This window comes from Pseudorhodoplanes sp., assembly GCA_032027085.1.
In the GTDB taxonomy this organism is placed as follows: Bacteria; Pseudomonadota; Alphaproteobacteria; order Rhizobiales; family Xanthobacteraceae; genus Pseudorhodoplanes.
In genome coordinates this window covers 4,232,090-4,252,518 of the sequence record JAVSMS010000001.1, presented here as the reverse complement: position 1 = coordinate 4,252,518, position 20,429 = coordinate 4,232,090, and the positions used below count along the sequence as shown (strand labels likewise).

Annotated in this window: 15 protein-coding genes; 7 read left to right on the top strand and 8 right to left on the bottom strand. The window is 64.7% G+C overall.

Annotation, left to right across the window (positions count from 1 at the left end; translation table 11 throughout):
* Positions 1-36: 36 nt before the first annotated feature.
* The 3 genes from RO009_20820 to RO009_20810 all read left to right on the top strand — a co-directional run bounded on the left by RO009_20820 (position 37) and on the right by RO009_20810 (position 3,310).
* Complete coding sequence (locus RO009_20820) at positions 37-2,130, top strand: DUF87 domain-containing protein (protein ID MDT3687477.1); 2,094 nt, start codon at positions 37-39, stop codon at positions 2,128-2,130.
* Positions 2,131-2,451: 321 nt separating this feature from the next.
* Positions 2,452-2,727, top strand: a complete 276-nt coding sequence (locus tag RO009_20815; GenBank protein MDT3687476.1) for an ATP-binding domain-containing protein — start codon at positions 2,452-2,454, stop codon at positions 2,725-2,727.
* 61 nt (positions 2,728-2,788) lie between these two features.
* Positions 2,789-3,310: a hypothetical protein gene (locus tag RO009_20810; protein MDT3687475.1), complete on the top strand. Its 522-nt coding sequence runs from the start codon at positions 2,789-2,791 to the stop codon at positions 3,308-3,310.
* A gap of 29 nt (positions 3,311-3,339) precedes the next feature.
* Here the strand turns inward: RO009_20810 and RO009_20805 are convergent, their stop codons facing one another.
* The 5 genes from RO009_20805 to RO009_20785 form a co-directional block, all read right to left on the bottom strand.
* On the bottom strand, positions 3,340-6,645 hold the full coding sequence (locus RO009_20805) for a UvrD-helicase domain-containing protein (protein MDT3687474.1): 3,306 nt from the start codon (positions 6,643-6,645) through the stop codon (positions 3,340-3,342).
* Positions 6,642-9,293, bottom strand: a complete 2,652-nt coding sequence (locus RO009_20800) for a PD-(D/E)XK nuclease family protein (protein MDT3687473.1) — start codon at positions 9,291-9,293, stop codon at positions 6,642-6,644. The genes RO009_20805 and RO009_20800 overlap by 4 nt, the downstream gene beginning before the upstream one ends.
* 890 nt (positions 9,294-10,183) lie before the next feature.
* Positions 10,184-11,461 carry a hypothetical protein gene (locus RO009_20795; GenBank protein MDT3687472.1) on the bottom strand — a complete coding sequence of 426 codons (1,278 nt, stop codon included), beginning with the start codon at positions 11,459-11,461 and terminating at the stop codon, positions 10,184-10,186.
* Positions 11,458-11,811, bottom strand: coding sequence for a hypothetical protein (locus RO009_20790; GenBank protein MDT3687471.1), 354 nt, complete (start codon positions 11,809-11,811; stop codon positions 11,458-11,460). The genes RO009_20795 and RO009_20790 overlap by 4 nt, the downstream gene beginning before the upstream one ends.
* Positions 11,811-12,374, bottom strand: a complete 564-nt coding sequence (locus RO009_20785; GenBank protein MDT3687470.1) for a hypothetical protein — start codon at positions 12,372-12,374, stop codon at positions 11,811-11,813. The genes RO009_20790 and RO009_20785 overlap by 1 nt, the downstream gene beginning before the upstream one ends.
* A 380-nt stretch (positions 12,375-12,754) precedes the next feature.
* On the opposite strand from RO009_20785, the gene RO009_20780 reads away from it, so the two are divergent.
* From RO009_20780 to RO009_20765, 4 genes are all read left to right on the top strand, one after another.
* On the top strand, positions 12,755-13,564 hold the full coding sequence (locus tag RO009_20780) for a hypothetical protein (protein MDT3687469.1): 810 nt from the start codon (positions 12,755-12,757) through the stop codon (positions 13,562-13,564).
* Positions 13,565-14,542, top strand: coding sequence for a nucleotidyl transferase AbiEii/AbiGii toxin family protein (locus RO009_20775; GenBank protein ID MDT3687468.1), 978 nt, complete (start codon positions 13,565-13,567; stop codon positions 14,540-14,542).
* A 188-nt stretch (positions 14,543-14,730) separates the two neighbouring features.
* A complete protein-coding gene (locus tag RO009_20770; GenBank protein MDT3687467.1) occupies positions 14,731-15,963 on the top strand; it encodes a hypothetical protein in 1,233 nt (410 codons plus the stop codon).
* Between the two features lie 1,131 nt (positions 15,964-17,094).
* On the top strand, positions 17,095-17,994 hold the full coding sequence (locus RO009_20765; protein ID MDT3687466.1) for a transglutaminase family protein: 900 nt from the start codon (positions 17,095-17,097) through the stop codon (positions 17,992-17,994).
* On the opposite strand, the gene nhaA is transcribed toward RO009_20765, so the two are convergent.
* The 3 genes from nhaA to RO009_20750 form a co-directional block, all read right to left on the bottom strand.
* A complete protein-coding gene (gene nhaA, locus RO009_20760) occupies positions 17,980-19,335 on the bottom strand; it encodes a Na+/H+ antiporter NhaA (GenBank protein ID MDT3687465.1) in 1,356 nt (451 codons plus the stop codon). The genes RO009_20765 and nhaA overlap by 15 nt on opposite strands.
* A 99-nt stretch (positions 19,336-19,434) precedes the next feature.
* Complete coding sequence (locus RO009_20755) at positions 19,435-19,752, bottom strand: hypothetical protein (protein ID MDT3687464.1); 318 nt, start codon at positions 19,750-19,752, stop codon at positions 19,435-19,437.
* A 53-nt stretch (positions 19,753-19,805) separates the two neighbouring features.
* Positions 19,806-20,237 carry a PRC-barrel domain-containing protein gene (locus RO009_20750; protein ID MDT3687463.1) on the bottom strand — a complete coding sequence of 144 codons (432 nt, stop codon included), beginning with the start codon at positions 20,235-20,237 and terminating at the stop codon, positions 19,806-19,808.
* Between the last annotated feature and the right edge of the window lie 192 nt (positions 20,238-20,429).

Below are 20,429 nucleotides of genomic sequence, written 5' to 3'. Positions count from 1 at the left end.
CGTGTCGGCGCACTCTCCGTTGGCCGTATCGAGGCCGTGACGGCCGCCGAGCTACGCATTGTCCTGTTTAACGAAACTCCTCAGGCGACGGCTCTCAACACAGGCGTGCCGACCGGATTTCCCCGCATTAACGCGTATGTGCTCGTCCCCAACGAAACCGGGGCTGTTGTCGCCGTCGTGAAGGAGATAACGATCGTCCGCGCCAGGCCGCCGGCTTCCGGCAGGCAGGACGAGGCGCTTGTCGATCTGCCTTTCCCCGCGCGTTCGGTCATTGCCATACCCTTCGGCACTCTTCTGCATGACGGGCACGACGATGACCGCCAGCCCCTTTACGCGCTTGAGCGTGGTGTCCCCGTCTTGCCATCGGTCGGCGATCCGGTGTTGCTGCCGACGGCCACGCAGTTGCGCTCGATTGTCGAAGCCAAGGCGGACGACCGGCTCATTCAGGTCGGCACCGCACCGTTTGCCGGCAATGCCCGCGTCTGGGTGCATCCCGATAAGCTGTTCGGCCGTCATCTCGCCGTCCTCGGCAACACCGGCAGTGGCAAGTCCTGTTCTGTCGCCGGGATCATCCGGTGGTCGCTCGAAGCCGTTTCCGCGTGCGCGCCGCAAGGCACTGACTCCAGACCCCCCAATACCCGCTTCATTATCCTTGACCCCAACGGCGAGTACACGGAAGCCTTCAAAGACGGCACGCTGCCTGTTCGCCGTTATGCAGTCGGGGGAGAGGGGGGCGCGAGGCCGCTGACTGTTCCGGGTTGGCTTTGGAATGGCCAGGAATGGGCCGCATTCACGTCCGCTCAGCCGGGAGTGCAGCGGCCCATGTTGCTCAGGGCGCTTCGGCTCCTGCGCAATGCGGGATCATCAGCCATGACCGCCAGAGCTCAGGCTGTCCGGCGCTATCAGGGATACGTGCGCCAGGTTGAGCAGCTCTATGCCGACGTGCCCCAGAGTGTTGCGGGCTTCCCCCGCAATCGCGAATTCGGGCACATGCTCGAAGGGCTTCTCGGACTGACGCATACGGACGAAACTGCATTGGCCGCTTATGGCGCCGTCACCGCCGATCTTATTACGGCCATCGTCGGGACTCGGGTGCCGATCGAGCAAGTCAGAGCTTCGCGGCATTGGACTTCAGCAAATTCGTCCGGTTACAACGATTTTCAGCCGAATGATTTGCTTAATGTTCTGGCCGCACTGCGGACGATCGCTGATGCTTTTCCCATTGCCGCAACGCATGGCGAGATCAGTGAGGACGCTCCTGTCCGGTTTGACGTAGCAGCATTGCCCGAGCGCATTCATGAAGTCGCGATGGCAACCGGTGGCCAGGCCCTTGCCAACGTTGAGCCGTTGATAAACCGTATCCAGGTCATGCTCGGTGATGCCGGACTCCAGCCGGTCATTGATACGGGCGGAGCCGCATCACTCGCCGACTGGCTGAACAATCTGCTCGGCCCAGTCGAAGGAACGCCCGAACCTCTTGCCATCCTCGACCTCTCGCTTGTGCCGTCAGACATTGTGCACATCGCGGTTGCGGTGATCTCACGTCTCGTTTTTGAGGCGTTGCAGCGCCACCTCAAAGCGGGGAATGCCCCGCTCCCCACGGTGCTCGTTCTGGAGGAGGCGCACAGTTTCGTCCGCAAGGACGCCGATGTCGGGGCAAGCGCACAGGCCGCTGATTTGTGCCGGCAGACTTTCGAGCGCATCGCCAGAGAGGGTCGCAAGTTCGGTCTTGGTCTCGTCCTGGCGTCACAGCGGCCGTCCGAGCTTTCGCCTACCGTGCTCGCGCAGTGCAATTCCTTTCTTCTCCACCGCATTGTCAACGATGTCGATCAGAATCTGGTCCGCCGTCTTGTGCCCGACGCCTTGGGGGGATTGTTGGGGGAGTTGCCGACGCTCCCTTCTCAGCAGGCTATTCTTCTGGGCTGGGCCGTGCCAACACCTGTCCTGGTTCGAATTCGCGATCTGGCGCAGCGACCACGCTCCGCCGATCCCGCTTTCTGGGCGACGTGGCTGGGCCGGCAAGGTTCCCCGCCCGACTGGCCAACACTCGCTGCGTCATGGGAACGGACGCAGGTTGAGGGCGCCCAGGCGAACAAGGAGGCAGCACACGGCGATCAATCTCCGGCGTAGCCGGCAGGGCAAGCGTCCGATGATCTGGACGACGAAATTCCATTTTGAGGAGCATTGGAGCATTTGATTCGACGGGAATAGGCTCATGACAGACCGGTTTTCAGATCGCCAAGGATATCGGGCGGAGCAGCAAGAAATCTCTATCCGCGAGGATGCGCCTGAAGACGTGCGTCTTGCCATTCCCCTGATCGCGCAGGACGCCGGCATGACTCCCACAGCCCATGCGCCGATTGTCTGTCAGATGCTGCTCGTACGACCCGATCCGATAAGCTGTTCAGACTACCCGAACGTTTGGGAGGAGGTAAACCAGCTTATCGCCGATTGCCCTGGTTCAAGGTTGATCTGGATGAAGGTTTTGCCCAGATCACGCATCATCGGACCTATGCGCGGTCGAAGCCTCCGGCCAAAACGATCAGCACGGTCCACAAGGCCAAGGGCTTGGGGTGCGACAGTGTCATCGTCATGCCGTGCGACGCGCAAACCTTTCCGGACAGGCAGGAAGCGCGCTGCCTTCTCTATGTCGCACGCAGTCGAGCGAAGCGTCACCTGATGCTCGTCATCTCGCAAAACGCGCCAAGCCCGCTGATCATGATCTAGGTGCGGAAGCGCGTTTGCGCGAGCGCCATTGCGAACGTCCTGCGGCGCCTGGAGGAGCCGAATGACGCACGAACCAGGGGAAACGACTGCGACCGGCAAGTGGACACAGCCTGGCGTGCCCCATCGTGGTTGGCATTGCGTGGACATCGAGGAACTCGAGGAGCAGGACCATCTCTGCGAGATGTGCGAGGCACGTTACGTGCGCTTCGTGCATGTGATGGAGCACCCGAACTATCCGGACACGCTGCGCGTGGGCTGCGTCTGCGCGGGCCATATGGAGGAGAATCTGGTCGGCGCGCGAAAACGCGAGGCCGGGTTCAAAAGCGAGCGCAGTCGTCGCGTGCGCTGGCTTAGCCGGCGTTGGCGTGTTTCCGCAGCAGGGAACGAGTTCTTGAACACCAACGACGGCTTCAACGTCGTCGTCTATCCCAGAGGCGCAATCTGGGGCGCTCGTGTCGAGCACCGCGCGAGCGGCTATCAGCGGACGTCGAAACGGCCATATAAGAGCGCCGACGAAGCGAAGCTGGCCGCATTCGATGCGATGACGGGCATGAAGCACAGCGAGCCTTGGCGGAGGCGGTAGTCACACCTGTGCACCGATGGCCGCCGGGGTCACGGAATCGGAACCCATCGAATGAGTCCGGGGGTCATATACACGAGCGCACCGCGTGATCCGCCAGTGGCATCAAGATAGTCCTTGAGCTGGCGCGCATGCTCCCGGACTTCCTGCTCGCTTGGCGCGACATCGCTCTTCCAGTCGAGCACGACCGACGGCCGCCCCTCTTGAAGCGCGATCGCGTCGATCCGCCCGGCGAGCGCGGTCGGCTCAGGCGGCCCCGCGAGCATCGCGTAGATCGGCCATTCGGAGACGAGGCTCGGCCTCAGCGCGGCGATCTCGGGGAGCGCGAGCGTGCGTAGCGTGGTCGCCGCGATCTCATCCGGGTCGGGAAGCGGCGCGCTATTGTCGGCATCGATGACGAGCTCCGCCATCAGCATGCGCGCTCGTGCGGCGAAGGCCGATGCGTCCTCGGGCAGCTCGCCGGTGAGCACCTCTTCCATCACCTTGTGCAGGACGAGGCCGCGGACCCGGCCGGCGCCGACCGGCAACTCCGTTTCAGGGGTATCGCCGAGCTCGATCGCGATCGCCTCAGCCATCGCGAGGCGATCCGGGTCGTGATCGCTGGGCCGCACCCATTGCAGCGGTGTCGCAGCGGCGGCAATGGCGGCGCGTTCCGTCTCGAACAGCGCCTGTGTCTGCGCGTTCGGGGCCTCGATGTCGATCGTGCGGGCGGCGGACGTCAGGCGCGACAGGTCGATCTGCGGCAAGTCGCGGTGGGCGAGATCGACGATCCGCGCCCAGGACCGCTGCTCGGCCTGCGGCAATTCAGGAACGACCAGAAGCTCACGGGCGCGCGTGCAGGCGACATACCAGAGGCGCTCCCGTTCGCGCGCGAGGCTGTCGTCTTCGGACTCGAGCGCGCGAAGCAGGTCGGGCGGAACGACATCGCCGATCAGCCAATGCAGCGTCTCGTCGGCGGCGCGATAGACGAATGGCTCGCGCGAGCGGACCAAGGTGCCGGTGTTGATCGGGATCACCACCGGCCATTCCAGGCCCTTGGCGCTGTGAATGGTGATGATCTCGATCGCGTCGCCTTCCGCGTCGACGCGACCCTCATTGTGGGGTGCGCCATCGCGCCATTCCCGGGCGAGATCGCGGACGAACTTCTTGAGGCCCCGCACGCCATAGGGCCGCGCGCGTTCCAGGAACGCCTCGACATTGGCGGCCGCGCGGGCGCTGCGATCGCCTTCGCGCGCGGCGAGAATGGGGCGGACCGCCAGGCGCTCGACCGCTTCGGCGAGGAGCAGCGCCGGCGTGGTCGCCCGGGCGCGGCGCCTGAGATCCTGCAGGATCGCAAGCGTGCGACGCGCGAGCGGATGTGCGACATCATCGAGATCGGTGAGCAGCGAGAAGCGCAGCGGCGCTTGCGTGCGATCGGGATGTGGTGGAAGCGCGGCGGTGATGTCGAGCAGCTCCTCCTCGGTCAGCCCGACCAGCGGTCCGCGCATCAACGCGCCGAAGGCCAGCGTGTCGCCGGCGTCGGCGAGCACGCGGGCCAGCGCGAGCAGATCCTGCACCTCCTGCCGGCGGAACAGGCTCTTGCCGGCCTGCGAGGCGATCGGGAGGCCGCGCTGCTCGAGCGCGCGCTCATAGCGCCAGAGCTCGGCGCCGGTCGGCGCAAGCAAGGCGATGCCGCCGGCGGTGAGCGGCACGACCGCGTCCTGCTCGTCGCGAATGCGTAAGTTGCCGATGAGACGCGTGCAGAGGTCGGCGACGGCTTCGGCCTCGGCGTCGCGGATCTGGGCGGGGCGCGAGTCGGGCGGCACATCCACGGTGATCCGCGCCGCGCAAGGCAGATCATGGTCGGGGGCCTCGAGCGTCGGCGCGAGCGGCACGTAACCGGGCTGGCCGTCCCCAGACAGCGGACGCGCGAAGCAGCGGTTGATGTGCGCGAGGATGTCGGGGCGCGAGCGGAAATTGGCGGTGACCTGGACGATGTTGTCCGGCCACTGCCGCTCAATGGAGGCCCGCGCCTGCGCATAGGAGCCGATGTCGGCGCCCCGAAAGCGATAGATCGCCTGTTTGGGGTCGCCGACCATGAACAGCGCCCCAGCGCGCAGCACGCTGTCCTGCCAACGCTCGGCACGATCCTCTGCGGCGATCCGGAACAGGATCTCCGTCTGGATCGGATCGGTGTCCTGGAACTCGTCAACGAAAATGTGACGGTAGCGCTGCCCAAGCGCGCGCCGCACATCGTCATGCTGGCGCACCAGCGCGCGCGCCTTCTCGAGCAGGTCGTCGAAATCGAGGACTGCGGCGGCGCGCTTGAAGCCGGCATAGTCGTCGAGCACTTCGTCGAGCTCGGCGGAGAGCTGGGCGACGAGCGCGGTCGCGATCCGCCCCAGCAGGGTGCGGTAGCAGCGATCGACCCGATCGAAACATGCGCTCGCCTCCGCGTTGAGGCGTGCGCCCTGCTCCTTGCCGGCGACCCGCTCCCAGGCCGATCTCCGCCTTGGGGTGAGCAGATCGAAGCTGTGCCGACGCATGCAGTCCAGCTGCGGCGGATGCGCGAGTCGCCAAAGCATCGCAAAATCGGGCGGAGGATCGAAGCTGCCCGCATAGAAGTTGGCGAGCGTCTCAAGCTCGCCGACCAGCTCCAGGCTCTTGGGCTCGGCGGGTTGCGACGAGATCCAGCGCCGGAAATCCGCCACTGCATCGACCAGGTCGATGTCGGGGCGGCCGCCGAGGTCGGCGGGCAAGGTGCGCGCGCCGCGATATCTCAGGCGGAAGCGGGCGAGTTCCTGGAGGGTCCCGACGATGCGGCGCGGATCGTCGCGCGAGAGCGTCGCGATAGGATCGCCGGGCCGCTCCGGCGCATTCAATCGCCGCTTCAACCACTGCTCGAAGACCGAGTCGAAGGCGGCCGCAGCCTGCACCGCGTCGAGGATGCGCGCGCCCGGATCGATGTCGGCCTCGACCGCGTAGTTGGAGATGATCGTCTGACAGAAGGCGTGGATGGTGGCGGTGGTGAGCTCGTCAAACTTGGCCGCGGCGGCCGAGAGCGCGAGTCGTTGGTCGGTGTCGAGTCCCTCCGGTAAAGCGACCCGGAGGGGGTCGGGCACGCGGCCCGCCAGCAGCTCGTCGACATAGCGATGCACGCGTGCCGAGAGCGCGCTCGCGGCAAGCTCGGTGAAGGTGATTGCAGCGATCGAGCCGGGCTCGGCGCCGCGCGCAAGCAGCATGGTCAGGCGTCCGGCCATCAGCGCCGTCTTTCCCGTGCCGGCGGCGGCCTCGACGAGCAAGGTGACGCCGAGATCGGTGAGGATGCGCAGCCGCGCGGAGCCGTCGGCGAATGTCATCGGCAACTCCATATCCGGGCGAACGCGCCGAAGGCCTGCATGAACGCGGCGTTCTTCATCTGGAGGTAGGTCGTGGGCGACGCCGGCAGCGCGATGCGGAAATCATTGTGCTCCTCCTGCGCATCCGGGCCGGGCAAGGCGTGGCCGGCGCGCAAGAGCCCCATGGCCGCCGTGACGTGCGCGGCAAGCTCGGCGATCGCCTGATCGACGTCCGGCAGGCGATAAGGCTTCGGCTCTTCGTCGCCGAGAAAGACGAGGCGTGCGATCACGCGCGGATTGTCGGGGAGAAGCCGACCGGCCGCGATCGCATAGATGACGCGTTGAAGCTCCGCGCCGCGGCCGAGCACGATCTCATCCGCGCGGCGCGGCTCGGCGCCGGTCTTGTAGTCCGACACGCGCACGGCGCGACCATCGCCGGTGAGATCGAGCCGATCGATGCTGCCCCGGATGCGCACCTCGGTGCCGGGGATCGTCACCGCTGCATCGGGGCGCCAGGGCAGGTCTTGCGCTGCGGCGTCATCGCTAGCTTGGCCGAAGGCAAGCTCGGTCCAGCTGCGCGTCCCGGGCTGGAACGTCTCGTCGAGCGTCAGCGCCTTGAGGGCGAACTGCGCCGCGGCGGCGAGCGTATGTTGCCAGAGCAAGGCGGGCGGCACCGATCGCTCGATTGGCCAATGGAGTCGAACCGCCTCGGTGGACGCCGCGAGCGCCGCTTCGACTTCCTGCCGCGACGCGCGCGCATAGCCTGGCACGGGTTCGAGGGCATCGACGGTGCGCTTCAGCAACTCGTGGACCAGCTCGCCATAGGCACGCGCGTCCAGCGTGAGGGGCTGATCGTCTTCGGGCACTGCGCGCCAACCCAGCGCGTAGCGCCAGACGAAAGCGAGCGGGTCGCGCAGCATCAGCCGCAAGGAGGTGGCGGACTGGATCTCGCCGATGGCGCGGGCAATCTGCGGATGGTTCGCTCGCACCAGGCCATCGTGCGCGGTGACCGCTGGGCGTCGCCAGTCGCGCCAGCAGCGATTGGCGGCGGCGAGCGCGGGCGATGCCGCCGCCTCGTCGGACCGTGCGAGGAGCCGATCGGCCTCGCTGAAGACATGCTGCGGAATGCGCGCCCGCTTCAGGATCTGTGCAGATGCGCCCTGGGGAATCAGAGGGCTAGCGGACAGCTGCCCGCCCTGGGCGTTGCGCCGGCTTCGGGAAAGGACGCAGCCGTGCGCGGCGTGCGCGGTGATGATGGCGAAGGCGCGCCGGTCCTGCTCGGTGATGGGGTCGGGATCGAGCATATGGCGCGGCAGGATATGGGCCGGGATCAGCGGGTCTTCCGCCGCGCGGCGCGGCCAGGAGCGCGAGGTCATGCCGAGCAAGCGCACCCAGGGGCGCGGCGCGCCCGCGAGGTGGCTCGCTGGGCACCAGACGGCGCACGCGCCCGGATCGCGTCCATCGGGCAGGCGCAAGTCCTGCAGCGAGAATTCGAGCGCTTCGGCCGGCGCGCGTCGAAGCGCCTCGGTCCAGAGCGCGCGGGCCGCCGTGCCCAGCAGCATCGCGCCGACCTCCGCGGCGGCCTCGGGGCCTCGCGCAAGCAACTCGAGAACGGGCATCATGCTCGGCCGCGGGTCGACCCCGTCTGTCCGGCGGCCGGTCGCCTTATCGAGCGCGCGGCGCCACTGGTCGAGCTCGAACAGCGCGGCGCCGGGCTCGAGGCCGTACGACCAGCTTTCTGGCAAGTCGGCGAGCGCACGGCTTCGGCCGGCGGCGTGCCCGAAGAGGCGGCGGATGCGATCCTGGCTGAGGCCGTTGAGCAGCACGTCGGCGAGCGCTGCGCACGCTTGTCCCTCGCGCGAGGCGAGGACCGGCACTCCGTGCGAGAAATGGAGCGGCAGGCCGGCATCGGCGACCAGCACGAGGAAGTGTTCGTCCCACTCCTCGGTGGCGGTGGCGCAGATCGCGATCTCTTCGGGACGCGCGCGGCCGGACGCGATGAGCTCGCGCATCCAGCGCAGCGCTTCGACGACCTCGGCGCGCGGATTGGCACAGGTGACGATCGATATGTCGGCGGCCGGCGCGCGATCGCTGTCGACGGCTAACCCTGCAAACCAGCTCGCATCACCAGCGGGATTTTGCCAAGTCAGAGGAACGGCCTTGGCGAGCGGAACCAGCAATGGGCGCCAGACCGGGGCGATGGCCGGGAGACCATCGATCTCGATCGCGCCGAGCGTCGCGGGCGCGAGGGCGACGCGCTTGAGCGCGGCATCGCGCAGATCGCGCGGCGTCAGCACGCCGGCGGCGAGGCTCGCGCGAACGCGGCGCTCGATCTCGGCGAGGTCGGCAAGCCGCGCGCTGCCTTGGGCGAGGTCCTCAAGCGCGAGATCGGCCTGCCAGACCTTGGCGAGCGTCCAGCCGATCGAGCGCGTCGTGCCGGGAAGCTGGCGGACGCATTCGAGCTCCGCGAAACTGCCCGCCTCGAGCGCGGCGCGGATGGCGGGATCGAGATCCTGGGAGCGTGCCGGACGGATGAAGCCGCCAGCGAGACGGGCGGCGAGCTGCGGTAGAGTGAGAATCTGCACGCCGGCTTCGCCGCGCTGCGCGGCCTCGATTCGGCGCATTCGGAAGGCCAAAGGCCCCTCGACGATGACGGTCCGCCGGATCATCGGACCTCGCCGGAGACCGCATCGGCGCGCGTTGCCGGCGCACGGTTGCCGTTCGGTCCGCGCTCGTGGCCCTTTGCACCGAAACGGCGCACACCCGGCGGCGACAATCTGCTATGAAGGACAACCGGGGGGCGTGGACCATTTCCGCAGACGACTGAGACAGAAGGCGCACACCCCGTCGCGAAACGAGGTCCGGGGTGAGCGATGCTCAGGACACAGGCCGGGAGCTGATTGGCGACTTTGCAGGCGCCGACGATCTGCTGTGGGCGGCGCAGACGGGCCGCTTGGAGCGGCTTGGCCCTGTGCGCGTCGTGCGCTCCGGCCGCATCGGGCCGCTCGTCGAAATCCTCATGGCCCGCCGCGCCGATTCGGCGGCGCTCGCCACGGTGACCTTGGCAGCCCCCTTCGCGGTCTCGATCGAAGCGGCCCTTGCAAAGGGCGAGATCAGCGGCACAGGCTTTGAGGCGCGATCCGGCGTCTTTCCACTCAGCCGATATGCGGCCGAAGGCGATGGCGCCGACCTCTGGTCGCTCTGGAAGATGCGGGCCGAGCAGGCGGCCATGGCGTCTGGCTTTCCGAGGCCGCTTGCCGCCGGGATTGTCGGGGCAATGGGCGAACTGCAGGACAATGTCTTCTGCCACAGTCGCCGGCCGGCAACGGGCCTTGTGGCTTATGCGGCGACCGCGGGTGTGTTCGAGATCGTGGTCGCCGATGCTGGGATCGGCGTTCTGGCGAGCCTGCGCGAATGTGCAGACTATGCGCCACTGCGGGATGCAGGCGCTGCGCTCAAGGTGGCGGTTGAGGACGGCAACAGCCGGTTCGGGCGCGCCAGCGGGCATGGGTTCGGCATGGGGCAGATGTTTCGCGCGCTGGCCAATCATGACGGCGAGCTACGCTTTCGCAGTGACGACCATGCGCTGACGGTCTGGGGCCACAACCCGAGCCTGCAGGGTCATGTCGAGCTGAGCCACAAAGCTCATCTGGGCGGGATGACGATCAGCGTGCTGTGCCGAGCGCCGGCTGGGCGGCAGGGCAGCGCGTGACGGCGTGCTGACCGCGGCGCGCCGCAGGCCGTGCGCGGCGCGGACGGTCGCGATGTTATGCATGAGGAGATCGTCGATCGGCGCGCCGTTGGGCGTGCGCATCCGCGTCCAGCGCAGGCGGCCCGCCTCGGTGATGACGGCGCGCCGCCGCTTCAGCGCGCGGCTGAAGGCGTCGCTCTCGATGAGCACGACCTGACCGAAGCAAGCCCGCAGGCGCGGCAGCATCTGGACGCCGCCTCGAACGACCAGCGTCAGCGGCCGTCCGACGCTGCGCGCCAGCGCGCAGAGACGTTCGACGTGCCAGTCGATGCGGCCGGTATAGCCGGCGCCGGTGCCGAACTCGAAGGCGACGCACTCGACTTCCGGCCGCTCGGCGATGAAGCGCGTCCAGCGCTGATAGTCGAAATCGGTGCGGGCGTTGAGATGGAGCGCGGCGGGAATGCCGCCCGCCATGAGCTCGGCCCAGCTCAAGCCGATCCGCTTGATCCCGTGCAGATTGTCAGGCCGCGGCACGTTGACGAACAGGCTGAAGTTCGGCACCGTGACCAGGGCGATGCCGAGGTCGCGGAGCGTCTGCATCACCCGCGCACGGCCGGCGAAGGCCCACCAGGCTTCGACCTTCACGTCGCGGGCGACACCGCTCGCAATCACCTTGGCGCTTTCGGGGATCAGGAAGCGTCCGGCGAGCTCGGCCCGAGTTCGCACCAACGGCTCGCCGGTGCCCATATGGAAGAGCGCGTAGAGCGGGACGGCAACGACAGCTTCTCCGAGCGTCTTGGTCCGGCTGTATTTGTGGTCGATCAGCGGCACCAGGTCAGGAAACGGCGGCCGCGCCACCGGAGCGACGCGGGGGATGGTCGCGAGATCGAAACCCTCGACCTCCTGCAACCGCTCGAAGAAGGCGTGCGGCTTGCGGCGACAGACCATGTCGCACTTGCTGCGATCGGCGCACGAGCACAGATCGCCGCAATCGAAGATCCCGGCGTCGGTGTGCAGGCCGCCGCACTGATCGAGATCGGGGCAGCCGCGGCATCCGAGCGAGCGCGGATTGCGCGCCGCATCGTCATGCAGACGATGTGAGGGATGGAAGTCGCGGGTGGGTTCGTGCGGCGGCCGGAACTTCATTTGAGCTTGAGCTCCGCGGTGTCGCCGAAGCTGCCGACGCGCTCGACCGTCGCCGGCATCGCGCCGTGACAGGACTTGATCGTCTCGGCGAGCCCGGCGGGCGGCTTGTCGATCCGGGCGATCTCGCGATGTCCGTCGAGCACGACGAGGTCGCTGTCGCCGCGGGACTGGATCAGGAAGGCGTCGCCCGTCTTCGCCGCGCAGCCCGGGACCAAGGTCGCCGTGACAGTCTGGCTGACCTCGCTGATCTGCACGTCGAGAAGCGAAGGCGTCTTCAGCCGGTCCAGCCCCTTCGCCCATCGCTTCACATAGGGCTTGCCCGCGGCGTTTCGGATGTAGTCGAGGCCCATCAGCTCGTCTCCAGGACAGGAGTGAAGGTCTTGGTCTTGCCGCCGCGCCGCTCGATGAGGAGGCCGCGCGCGGCGAGGTTGGAAAGCCGGTTGTTCCAGGCGGTGGCGCCGACCCCGAACTCCCCTTTGCTTTCGGCGGCCAGCGCCGGCGCGCTGGCCGACCGCAACTCGAGGACACGCTCGAAGGTGGCGCGCTGCACTTCGTCCAGCTCGCCGAGCAGGCGCGCATTGACCGGACGGCCCTTGTCCAGGTCGCACGCCCACAGCGCATCGGCGCGATGGCGCAGAAAGAAGGTGAGCTCCTCGGCGACCGCCTCGTTCGGGTTGGCGATCACCGGATAGAGATTGGGCAGGGTGGATCGCGCATAGTCGCGGAACGCGATCACGCTTTCACGCAGAAAGGAGGCGGTCGCGACGCGGATGCCGGAGAAATCGAGGAACGCCGGCTCCGGTTCGTTCGGCGCCGGCGCGTTGGCGACCAGCTTCGCGAACAGCCGTCGTCCGTCCTGCGCTCCTGACAGAATCTCCTGGTGATCGGTAAGCTCATTTATCGGCAAAAGCACGACTCATCATCCTCACTGCGCGCAGTGAATATCGTGAGTCGGCCGATCACCGTCAAGGTCTTTCGGTTCTCCGCCTCGGTTACATACAGCCGCCGCTTCCCTCGTGGCCCGTTTCTCGCCCGATTTGGATTCGTAGCAGGAGCAACGAACTGATCCCCGCTGCGGCAATCGATAGTGAAGAGAATGGCGCACCGAATGGACTGCCTCCGCCTCAGGCCGCCCAGGTCATAACTTTGTTGCGACTGTATGAAGCAATATATGAGATGTGGCTAAGGCCTGTGTACGAGAAGGATCACATTGGGAAGCTGGACTCTTCCGTTGACGGATTGAGCCATATCTCATATATGGTTATGTCAGACTGAGACAAAGTAGTTCATGTCATGTCCCGGCTCGTCTCCGCCCCTTTCTTTAGCGCGCATCCGGTCTTCGACCGCGCGGAGTACGCGGCTGCGGTAGGCCGGGACCCGAGTGACAAGGTCGTCACCGCGATGCTTGCTCAGCACCTTCAAGCCGGCAACATCAAGCGGGTCGCGCGGGGCGTCTTCGCTTCCGTTCCCAAACACGCCGACGCCCGAAAGTGGTCGGTCGATCGGTTCTTGGCAGCATCCCGACTGCGCCGGGGCGCTGTCATCGCCTATCACTCGGCGCTGGAGCTGCACGGCTCCGCCTACACGGAGGGGTATGAGGTCCAGGTGATCGCACCCGGTGAGCCAGGCGTGCTCGAAGCCGCCGGCTTCTCCTGCCGCTTCGTCAAGCCGCCGCGCGGCTTCGCCCGACGAGATGGAGAATTGAAGGACGGGGTGACGGTAGTTGACCGCATGGGGCTCGACGTTCGCGTCACGACAGTCGAGCGCACGATCGCAGATCTGTTCGACCGCTACGAACTCGCCGGCGGGGCGGATGAGCTGTTCAACTCTCTCGACCTCGTGGCACGGGTCGATGCTGCAGCACTGGTTCGCCACATGCGCGCGCTCGGCAACGCGGCGGCGGCCGGTGCGCTGGGCTTCTGGCTCGAGCGCGAACAAAAGCGGCTTGGCATTCCCGACGCAGCGCTCCGGCAACTGCACGCGATGGCACCGCGTCAGGCTCGTTATGCCCTGGGCGCCAGGCCGGGAGAGGGGAGGACGGCCAAGGGCTGGAACGTAATCCTGCCCGTCGACGTCGTAGAACGCCGGTTCGAGGGGCTGTGAATGGCGGCGCCTTCGATTCAGACGCTTCAGCGGATTGCCGACGATACCGGTCATCAGGCCGGGACGCTCGAAAAGGTACTCCGGCTGCTCGATATCCTGCAGGAAACCGCGGGCGATACCATCTTGAGTGAACGGCTCGCTCTCAAGGGCGGCACGGCGCTCAATGTCTTTCATCTCGGTCTCGACCGGCTGTCGGTTGATATCGACCTCAACTATATCGGCGCGCTTGAGCGATCGGCGATGGAAGCTGAGCGGCCAGAGGTCGAAGCTGCTCTGAACCGTCTCCTCGCATCTCAAGGCTATGTCGTTCGACGCCGGCCTGACGAGCATGCGGGCGGCAAGTGGCTTCTGCGCTTTGCCTCCGCGTTGGGCGGAAACGCCACGTTGGAGCTCGATGTGAATTATATGGCGCGACAGCCGTTGTTCGGCGCCGCTCGTATGCCTTCTACAGCGCTTGGTGGCGTACGAGCAGAACAAGTGCTGGTCCTCGACCTCCATGAGATCGTCGCCGGCAAGCTTGTTGCACTCTTCGACCGGCACGCAGCGCGCGATCTTTTTGACGCGCGCCGCATCCTGTCGCTCGATGGACTCGACTGGAAAAAGATCAAGGCCGCCATGCTCGCTTTTGGCGCCTGCGGGCGCCGAGACTGGCGAACAGTGTCAATCGATTCCATCAAAGGTGATCCGCGCGAGCTTCGGCAAAAGCTTATGATTTGTCTGCCGCGCGGCTATTTCGCTGACCGGCGTGCGATCGACACTTGGGTTGAGGAAACCGTCGCGCTCTGCCGAGAGAAATTTGCCTTCCTTCTCGACTTGACGACGGCCGAGAGGGAGTTCCTCGACTGCGTACTCGACCGTGGGGAGGTCAATACCGATCTGCTGGATGTTGCACCAGAGATCCGCGCTCGCATGGGGGCCATGCCGATGCTTGCCTGGAAGTGCCAGAACGTGCGGAAGCATCGTGGGCTCGACAGTTGATGTCCGGTTTAATGGACGATGACGTACCTTCGTCGCTGCTCGAGTGAGTCTCGACCTCAACCGTCGAAAGTGTGCATACATTCTCTGACGGAGCTGCGCTGGGTGGCGGCACGAAGTGCGGCAACACCTGACCTAACAACGAATTTTATTGCTCCTCCGGAGGTGTACGGATTGACGAGAGGGTGACCGTGGCCCGAGTCTTCACGCGTGAGCAATTCTACGAGCTCGTCTGGTCCAAGCCGATGACGCATTTGGCGAAAGACTTCGCCATCTCCGATGTTGCGCTCCACAAGATCTGCAGAAAGCATGGCATCCCCAACCCACCGCTTGGCTGGTGGGCGAAGAAGGGGGCCGGAAAGAAGGTGAAGCAGACGTCATTGCCGGAAGCCAAGCCCGGTGGTCCCGACAGGATCACGATTGCCGATGGTGAGTTCAGTCGTGAATCGGCCAATCTGGCAGCCGCACGCGAACAGGCACGCATACAGGCATCCGACGGCGACGACAACGAAGCGGCACCGCCGCACCCGATCGTCGAACGCACCATCGCCACGCTCAGAAAGGCGAAACCATCCGATATCGGACTGGTCGCCGTCAGCCAAGGTGGACTCATCAGGTGCGAGGTTGCGCCGCGATCTGTCGATCGCCTCGCAGTCATCCTGCCGCGGATTGTACGGGCGGCTTCCTTGCAGAGATTCCAGCTTGTCGGCGGTGAGGGCGCGGCGCACTTCAAATCTGAGACCGAAGTCATCGGTTTTTCGATCTCCGAGCTGGTCAAGCGCGAGAAGCATGTGTTGACCGACGCCGAGCGTAGCAAGGAGGAGGCGTGGCAACGCAAGCGCGACCTGGCGGCACGGCGCAATGCTTGGGATGCGGTGCTCCTCGACAGGCCGCGATTTCCGGAATGGGACTATCACCCGACAGGTCGGCTCTCGTTCGAGTTCGAGCAGGTCTATGTGTTCGGAGGAGGCGCGGGCCCTCGTCGCAGCTTCCGCGACGCCAAGATCCAACGGCTCGAGACCATGGCGAGCGAGATCGGCGTCGGGCTAGCGGTGCTCGCTGCGGCAAAGACAGAGCAACGGCTCAAGAGGGAAGCGGAGGAGCGGAGAAGGGAGGAAGAGCGACGCCGGCGCGAACTGGCGGAGCGCGCCAAGCATATCGAGGATCGTCGCATCGCCGGGCTTAAGGCCATCCTGGCGGAACTCGACGAGCTCGATCGGCTGCGCCGGCTCATCGCCATGCTCACGACAGGAGTTGCGGCCGAGCCGACGGCACGCCTTACGACGTTCCTCTCCTGGGCACAGGATCATCTGGCAAAGCGCGAAGCGCGGCTTTCTGCGCAGGCGATCGAGGAGCGGTTCGCGGCCGCGCATTTGTTCGGCGACGACGACGATCACGCCTTCACGCCGTCGAGATGGTACTAAGCGAGAGACTTGGCGTGCGGGCCGATGGCGAATGATTGCTGATCGTGCTAAAGCGATGACGGTATTTCTCACGCTGGCGTGCAATGCGTTGCGTGATCGACGAAGCGAAGAAATCGACCGATCGTTGTCGATAGTCGCTGAAACCTCGTTGAATCGGAATCGCGCGATTTTCTGTTGAAAATCAGCATCAGAAATTTTTGTCGGTTCGCAGTTCGGATCGCGACGCGCGATCGAAAAAAATTGCGCTGAAAAATCAGCGCATTAACATAGCCAAAAATAGATGAGTGGGCGTGAGGGTACTATCGGCGGCGGTAGCGTAGGTTGGAGTAGTTTCGATGCTCTCATATTCGGCTTGTATCTTCCGCGAAAGGTTCTTCCTCCAAGAAGCGCTCTTGTTTTCATTTAAGCGAGGCCGCGCGGATGTAAAGAGCGATTGAGTCGCCGGAGAACTACAGCGTATCGTGGAGTGCAATTAGGCAATTCGTTAGAAAGGTCTACGTCGCGAGGAAAGGCGAAAGTGCACTCGTGAGCGCGCCACGTCAAATGGAGGACGAGTGAAGCGTCCACCAGATCCGCGCGGATGCGGTCAGGAAAATGTCTACACTTTTCTGACCGGCACTTGGACGCGCTGATAGCAGGGCGGGCGTCTCGCGAGCGCCTCGGGCAGTCCGATAGCACGACACCTGGCGTTGCGACCGTATAATCGCCGATCGGAATGCGACCATCGTCGCCAATCAGCACGAAGCACGAGGTGATGCATCGTCTCGTGTTTCTGTCTCGCCAGCTTTCGCGGACAGTCATCCCAATGGCTCGGCGCATCCCGGGCGAAGCTCTCTCGACCATGCCGGTCCGATAGGGCCTTGATATCCAGTGTCAGCGCGGCAGCGGCCACTCACGCCCGGTCAGCTTGAGATATCGTTGCGCGGTTGCTCTGAGCCGGGCATTTAGCTCTCGCGGACAAGGTCAAGGCCTCTTTCCGCCAAAAGGCAGGATTTCACCAGGTTCATCGCAAAAGCGTAGAATACATCTTATTTCTTTCAGGCCTTCGCCAGGCGATGCCACCAGCATGATTTGGTTGCCCTACCGTATGAGTGGAAGATTCGCAGTGCGGACGCCGCACAAGAGAGTGCCATGGTCACCTTGAGAATCCGCCACAAGACGACCTACCGCTACGGTAAACCCGTCGGCCTGCGCCCTCATCGCCTCATGCTTCGGCCGCGGGAGAGCCGCGAACTCCATCTGCTGTCGATGGAACTGACCGTAGAGCCACATGCGGTCGTGACCTGGGCGCAGGATGTTGCAGGCAACATGGTCGCGACAGCCCCGTTCCAGAGCATGGCCGAGAGCCTGATCATCGATAGCGTTGCCGAATTGGAGCTCGACGCCATCCCATGGCCGATCTTCGATGTCGCAGCATCTGCAATCTTCTATCCTTTTCCATACAGCGACGACGACTGGACGGACCTCGGTGCCTTGGCAATTCCTCAGCATCCTGATCCAACAGGACGACTGCGCGAATGGACTCAAGCTTTCGTGCGCAGCAATCCGACCGACACGCTTTCGCTCCTCAAGGACATCAATGCCGGCATCCTGGCATGGGTCTCCTACCAGGGTCGCGACGAGGAGGGCACGCAGTCACCCGTGCAGACTCTGGAGCGCGGATGGGGCTCCTGCCGCGACCTCGCCGTCCTCTTCATCGAGGCGGTTCGGACGCTCGGATTTGGAGCGCGGATCGTGTCGGGCTATCTTCACAATCTGGCTCAGGAGATTGTCGGATCCGAAGGTGCAGGTACAACCCATGCCTGGGCGGAAGTCTATGTGCCGGGCGCGGGCTGGATCACCTTCGATCCGACGAACCGCAGCGTTGGTGGTGTCAATCTCATTCCCGTCGCAGTGGGGCGAGACATCCGGCAGGTGACTCCCGTAGCCGGCAGCTTCGTCGGGATGAGCGATGCCTTCGACGGGATGTCGGTGGAAGTTAGCGTCAGTTCCACGTTCCGCCCGTCAGAACAGGAGTCACCATTGTCGTGAGGGCGGCACGGCAGGCTGCTTGTGGCGTTCTTGCCTGCTAGACGATGTCAGCCAGACCAACGCGAGGAACCCTGCCGCGGCCGAGATGACTGAGGCGCCCATCACGCCGAGCTTGACAGAGTCCAGGAGAACGGAGTCGAAGGCCAATTCGGCAATGAACAGTGCCATGGTGAAGCCGATGCCGGTCAACAGACTTCCGGCGATCAGCAGGCCCCATGACAACTCGCTCGGAAGGATTCCCGCGCGCAGTTTCACGGCCAGGACGCTGAACAGAACGACCCCGACGGGCTTGCCGACCACGAAGGCGGCGAAGATGGTCGTCGTGAGAGTGTGGTCGAAGCTCGCAGCCGCTATCGGAACGCCAGCGTTCGCAAGGGCAAAGAGCGGCATGATCATGAACGCCACCCACGGATGAAGAGCGAATTCCAGGCGCTCGATCGGGGACAGGGCTTCGCGGGCAGCAACGCCGGCCTGACGGAGGTCGCGGCGCGCCACCTTGTCGCCACTCCAGTGGTCACCGGGAGGATAGGCGACAACACGGTCGAATATGGCATGCAGACGCGTGTCGCTCACCCAGCTTCGCGCTGGGGTCATCAATCCGAGAATCACGCCTGCAAGCGTCGCGTGGACGCCCGATGTGTCGAACGCCAGCCATATGCCGCCGCCGACGGCGAAATAGACCGGGATGCTGCGAATGCCCAGGCGGGCGATCCCAGCCACGACGGCAAGCCCGAGCCCGATCAGCCCGATCGCGATCCAGTTCAAGGCTCCGCCATAGCCGATCGCAACGACCAGAATAGCGCCGATGTCGTCGAAGATCGCAAGAGAGAGCAGGAACAGCCGTAAGCTTTGCGGAACGCGCGACCCCAAGATAGCGAGGCACCCGATGACGAAGGCGGTATCGGTGGACATGACAGTGCCCCAGCCGCTCGCACCCGGTCCGCCACCGACCAGCAGCAGAAATAGGCCAGCCGGAACCACCATTCCGCCGAGAGCGGCGGCGACGGGCAGCGCCGCCATCCGCGGATTTCGCAACTCTCCCAGCACCAGCTCGCGTTTCAGCTCGAGGGCGATGACGAAGAAGAAGAGCGTCATCAGCCCATCGTTGACCCAGTGCTTCAGCGAGCGCGAGAACTCAAGTCCGCCAAGGGTGAACCCCGCGTGCATCTCCCAGAAGGCCAGGAATTGCTCGGACCACGCTGTATTGGAGAGTACCAGAGCGAGGAGCGTGCTGAGCAACAGGACGACGCCGGCCATCGCCTCGATGCGCAGGAACCGCATGAACGGCCTCGTAAGCCGATCTGCCGGCTCCCTGGGAAGCCGCGTGAGATGGTTGTTCATTTCCACAAACTCTCGTTCTATCTGCCGGCGGGAATTGCCAAATATCCGACTCTGGCCGGATATCAGCCGGGGAGATAGGTGCGCGCGTCTCCGCAGCGCCTACCCGGCGCCGGAAGCGCCCTTGTGATCATGCAGGAAGCGCGCGATTCGAGAGCTCAATTCTGCGGGATCATAGGCTTTGTCGGCAGTCGCCCGCTGAAAGATGGTCCGCTGAATATCGGTCGGCAGATTACTCCACTCCTCGACCAGGGCGGCGCCGAGGCATTCCAAAACGCGGCGCTCCGTGTCTGGCAAACCAGCCACATCGTAGCGCAAGGGTGACGGCACGGCGGGCGCCCCGCCTTCGTCGTCCCAACGGCCGAGATCTTTAGTCATCTGGTTTGCGGCTTGCGCGCGTTGCAACTGCTTCTTCGCCATTGCAGTACTATCGACAGGTTTCAGTGCAAATTCAGGCAGCGCAAAACAAGTCCCTAACCGGTGTGCGAAACGGCGCGGGTGGTCGCGTCCTCCGGGAAATGCTGATCAACCGCTCCAAAGTCGAAGGCGGGCGCACTGGCAAGTTGCGCTTCTGTAAGGTCAGTCATGATCCTGCCCTCGCTGCCAACCTTGATTTGATTAACCGGCACGGCAACCAGTTTCCGCCCGATCCCAAGGAAGCCACCAAGAGAAAGGATAAATGCTGTCGACGTGGCGTGATCAAGCTCAACCAAAACATCTTCGATTTGGCCTATGGCCGCGTCGCCCTTGTAGACATCGCTGCCGATCAGCTTGCTGGCCCTCGCGCTACCGGCCAACGCGGCATCGTCGATGCCCGCTATCGGCGTTGTCAGTGGGGCCTCATGATCTGAGGCGGTGTTCCGAGAATCAGCATGTGGGGTGGCGTTGGTCATAATTTCCGTCATGATTCCCTCCTGGGAAGTGGCTGATGAGCCACGCAAAAACATTGCGTCGAAAGAGCACGCGCGATCCTGCGATCGCTGGCGAATTCTCTAATCGTACTGCTTTAGAAAGCTTGCCTTAACTCAGCCTGCAATCACCTGCCGAACCAGCGTCCACGGCCGTACCAGCCGCCGCCAAGGAGCAGAAGGATGACT

Coding starts and splice junctions, on each gene's coding strand:
- RO009_20790 (MDT3687471.1), bottom strand. CDS start 11,811: ATGGGCCTCGACTACATCCGAAACGCCGCGGGCAAGCCCTATGTGAAG.
- RO009_20800 (MDT3687473.1), bottom strand. CDS start 9,293: ATGATCCGGCGGACCGTCATCGTCGAGGGGCCTTTGGCCTTCCGAATG.
- RO009_20780 (MDT3687469.1), top strand. CDS start 12,755: ATGTCCCGGCTCGTCTCCGCCCCTTTCTTTAGCGCGCATCCGGTCTTC.
- RO009_20765 (MDT3687466.1), top strand. CDS start 17,095: ATGGTCACCTTGAGAATCCGCCACAAGACGACCTACCGCTACGGTAAA.
- RO009_20755 (MDT3687464.1), bottom strand. CDS start 19,752: ATGGCGAAGAAGCAGTTGCAACGCGCGCAAGCCGCAAACCAGATGACT.
- RO009_20775 (MDT3687468.1), top strand. CDS start 13,565: ATGGCGGCGCCTTCGATTCAGACGCTTCAGCGGATTGCCGACGATACC.
- RO009_20810 (MDT3687475.1), top strand. CDS start 2,789: ATGACGCACGAACCAGGGGAAACGACTGCGACCGGCAAGTGGACACAG.
- RO009_20795 (MDT3687472.1), bottom strand. CDS start 11,461: ATGAAGTTCCGGCCGCCGCACGAACCCACCCGCGACTTCCATCCCTCA.
- RO009_20805 (MDT3687474.1), bottom strand. CDS start 6,645: ATGACATTCGCCGACGGCTCCGCGCGGCTGCGCATCCTCACCGATCTC.
- RO009_20750 (MDT3687463.1), bottom strand. CDS start 20,237: ATGACGGAAATTATGACCAACGCCACCCCACATGCTGATTCTCGGAAC.
- nhaA (MDT3687465.1), bottom strand. CDS start 19,335: ATGAACAACCATCTCACGCGGCTTCCCAGGGAGCCGGCAGATCGGCTT.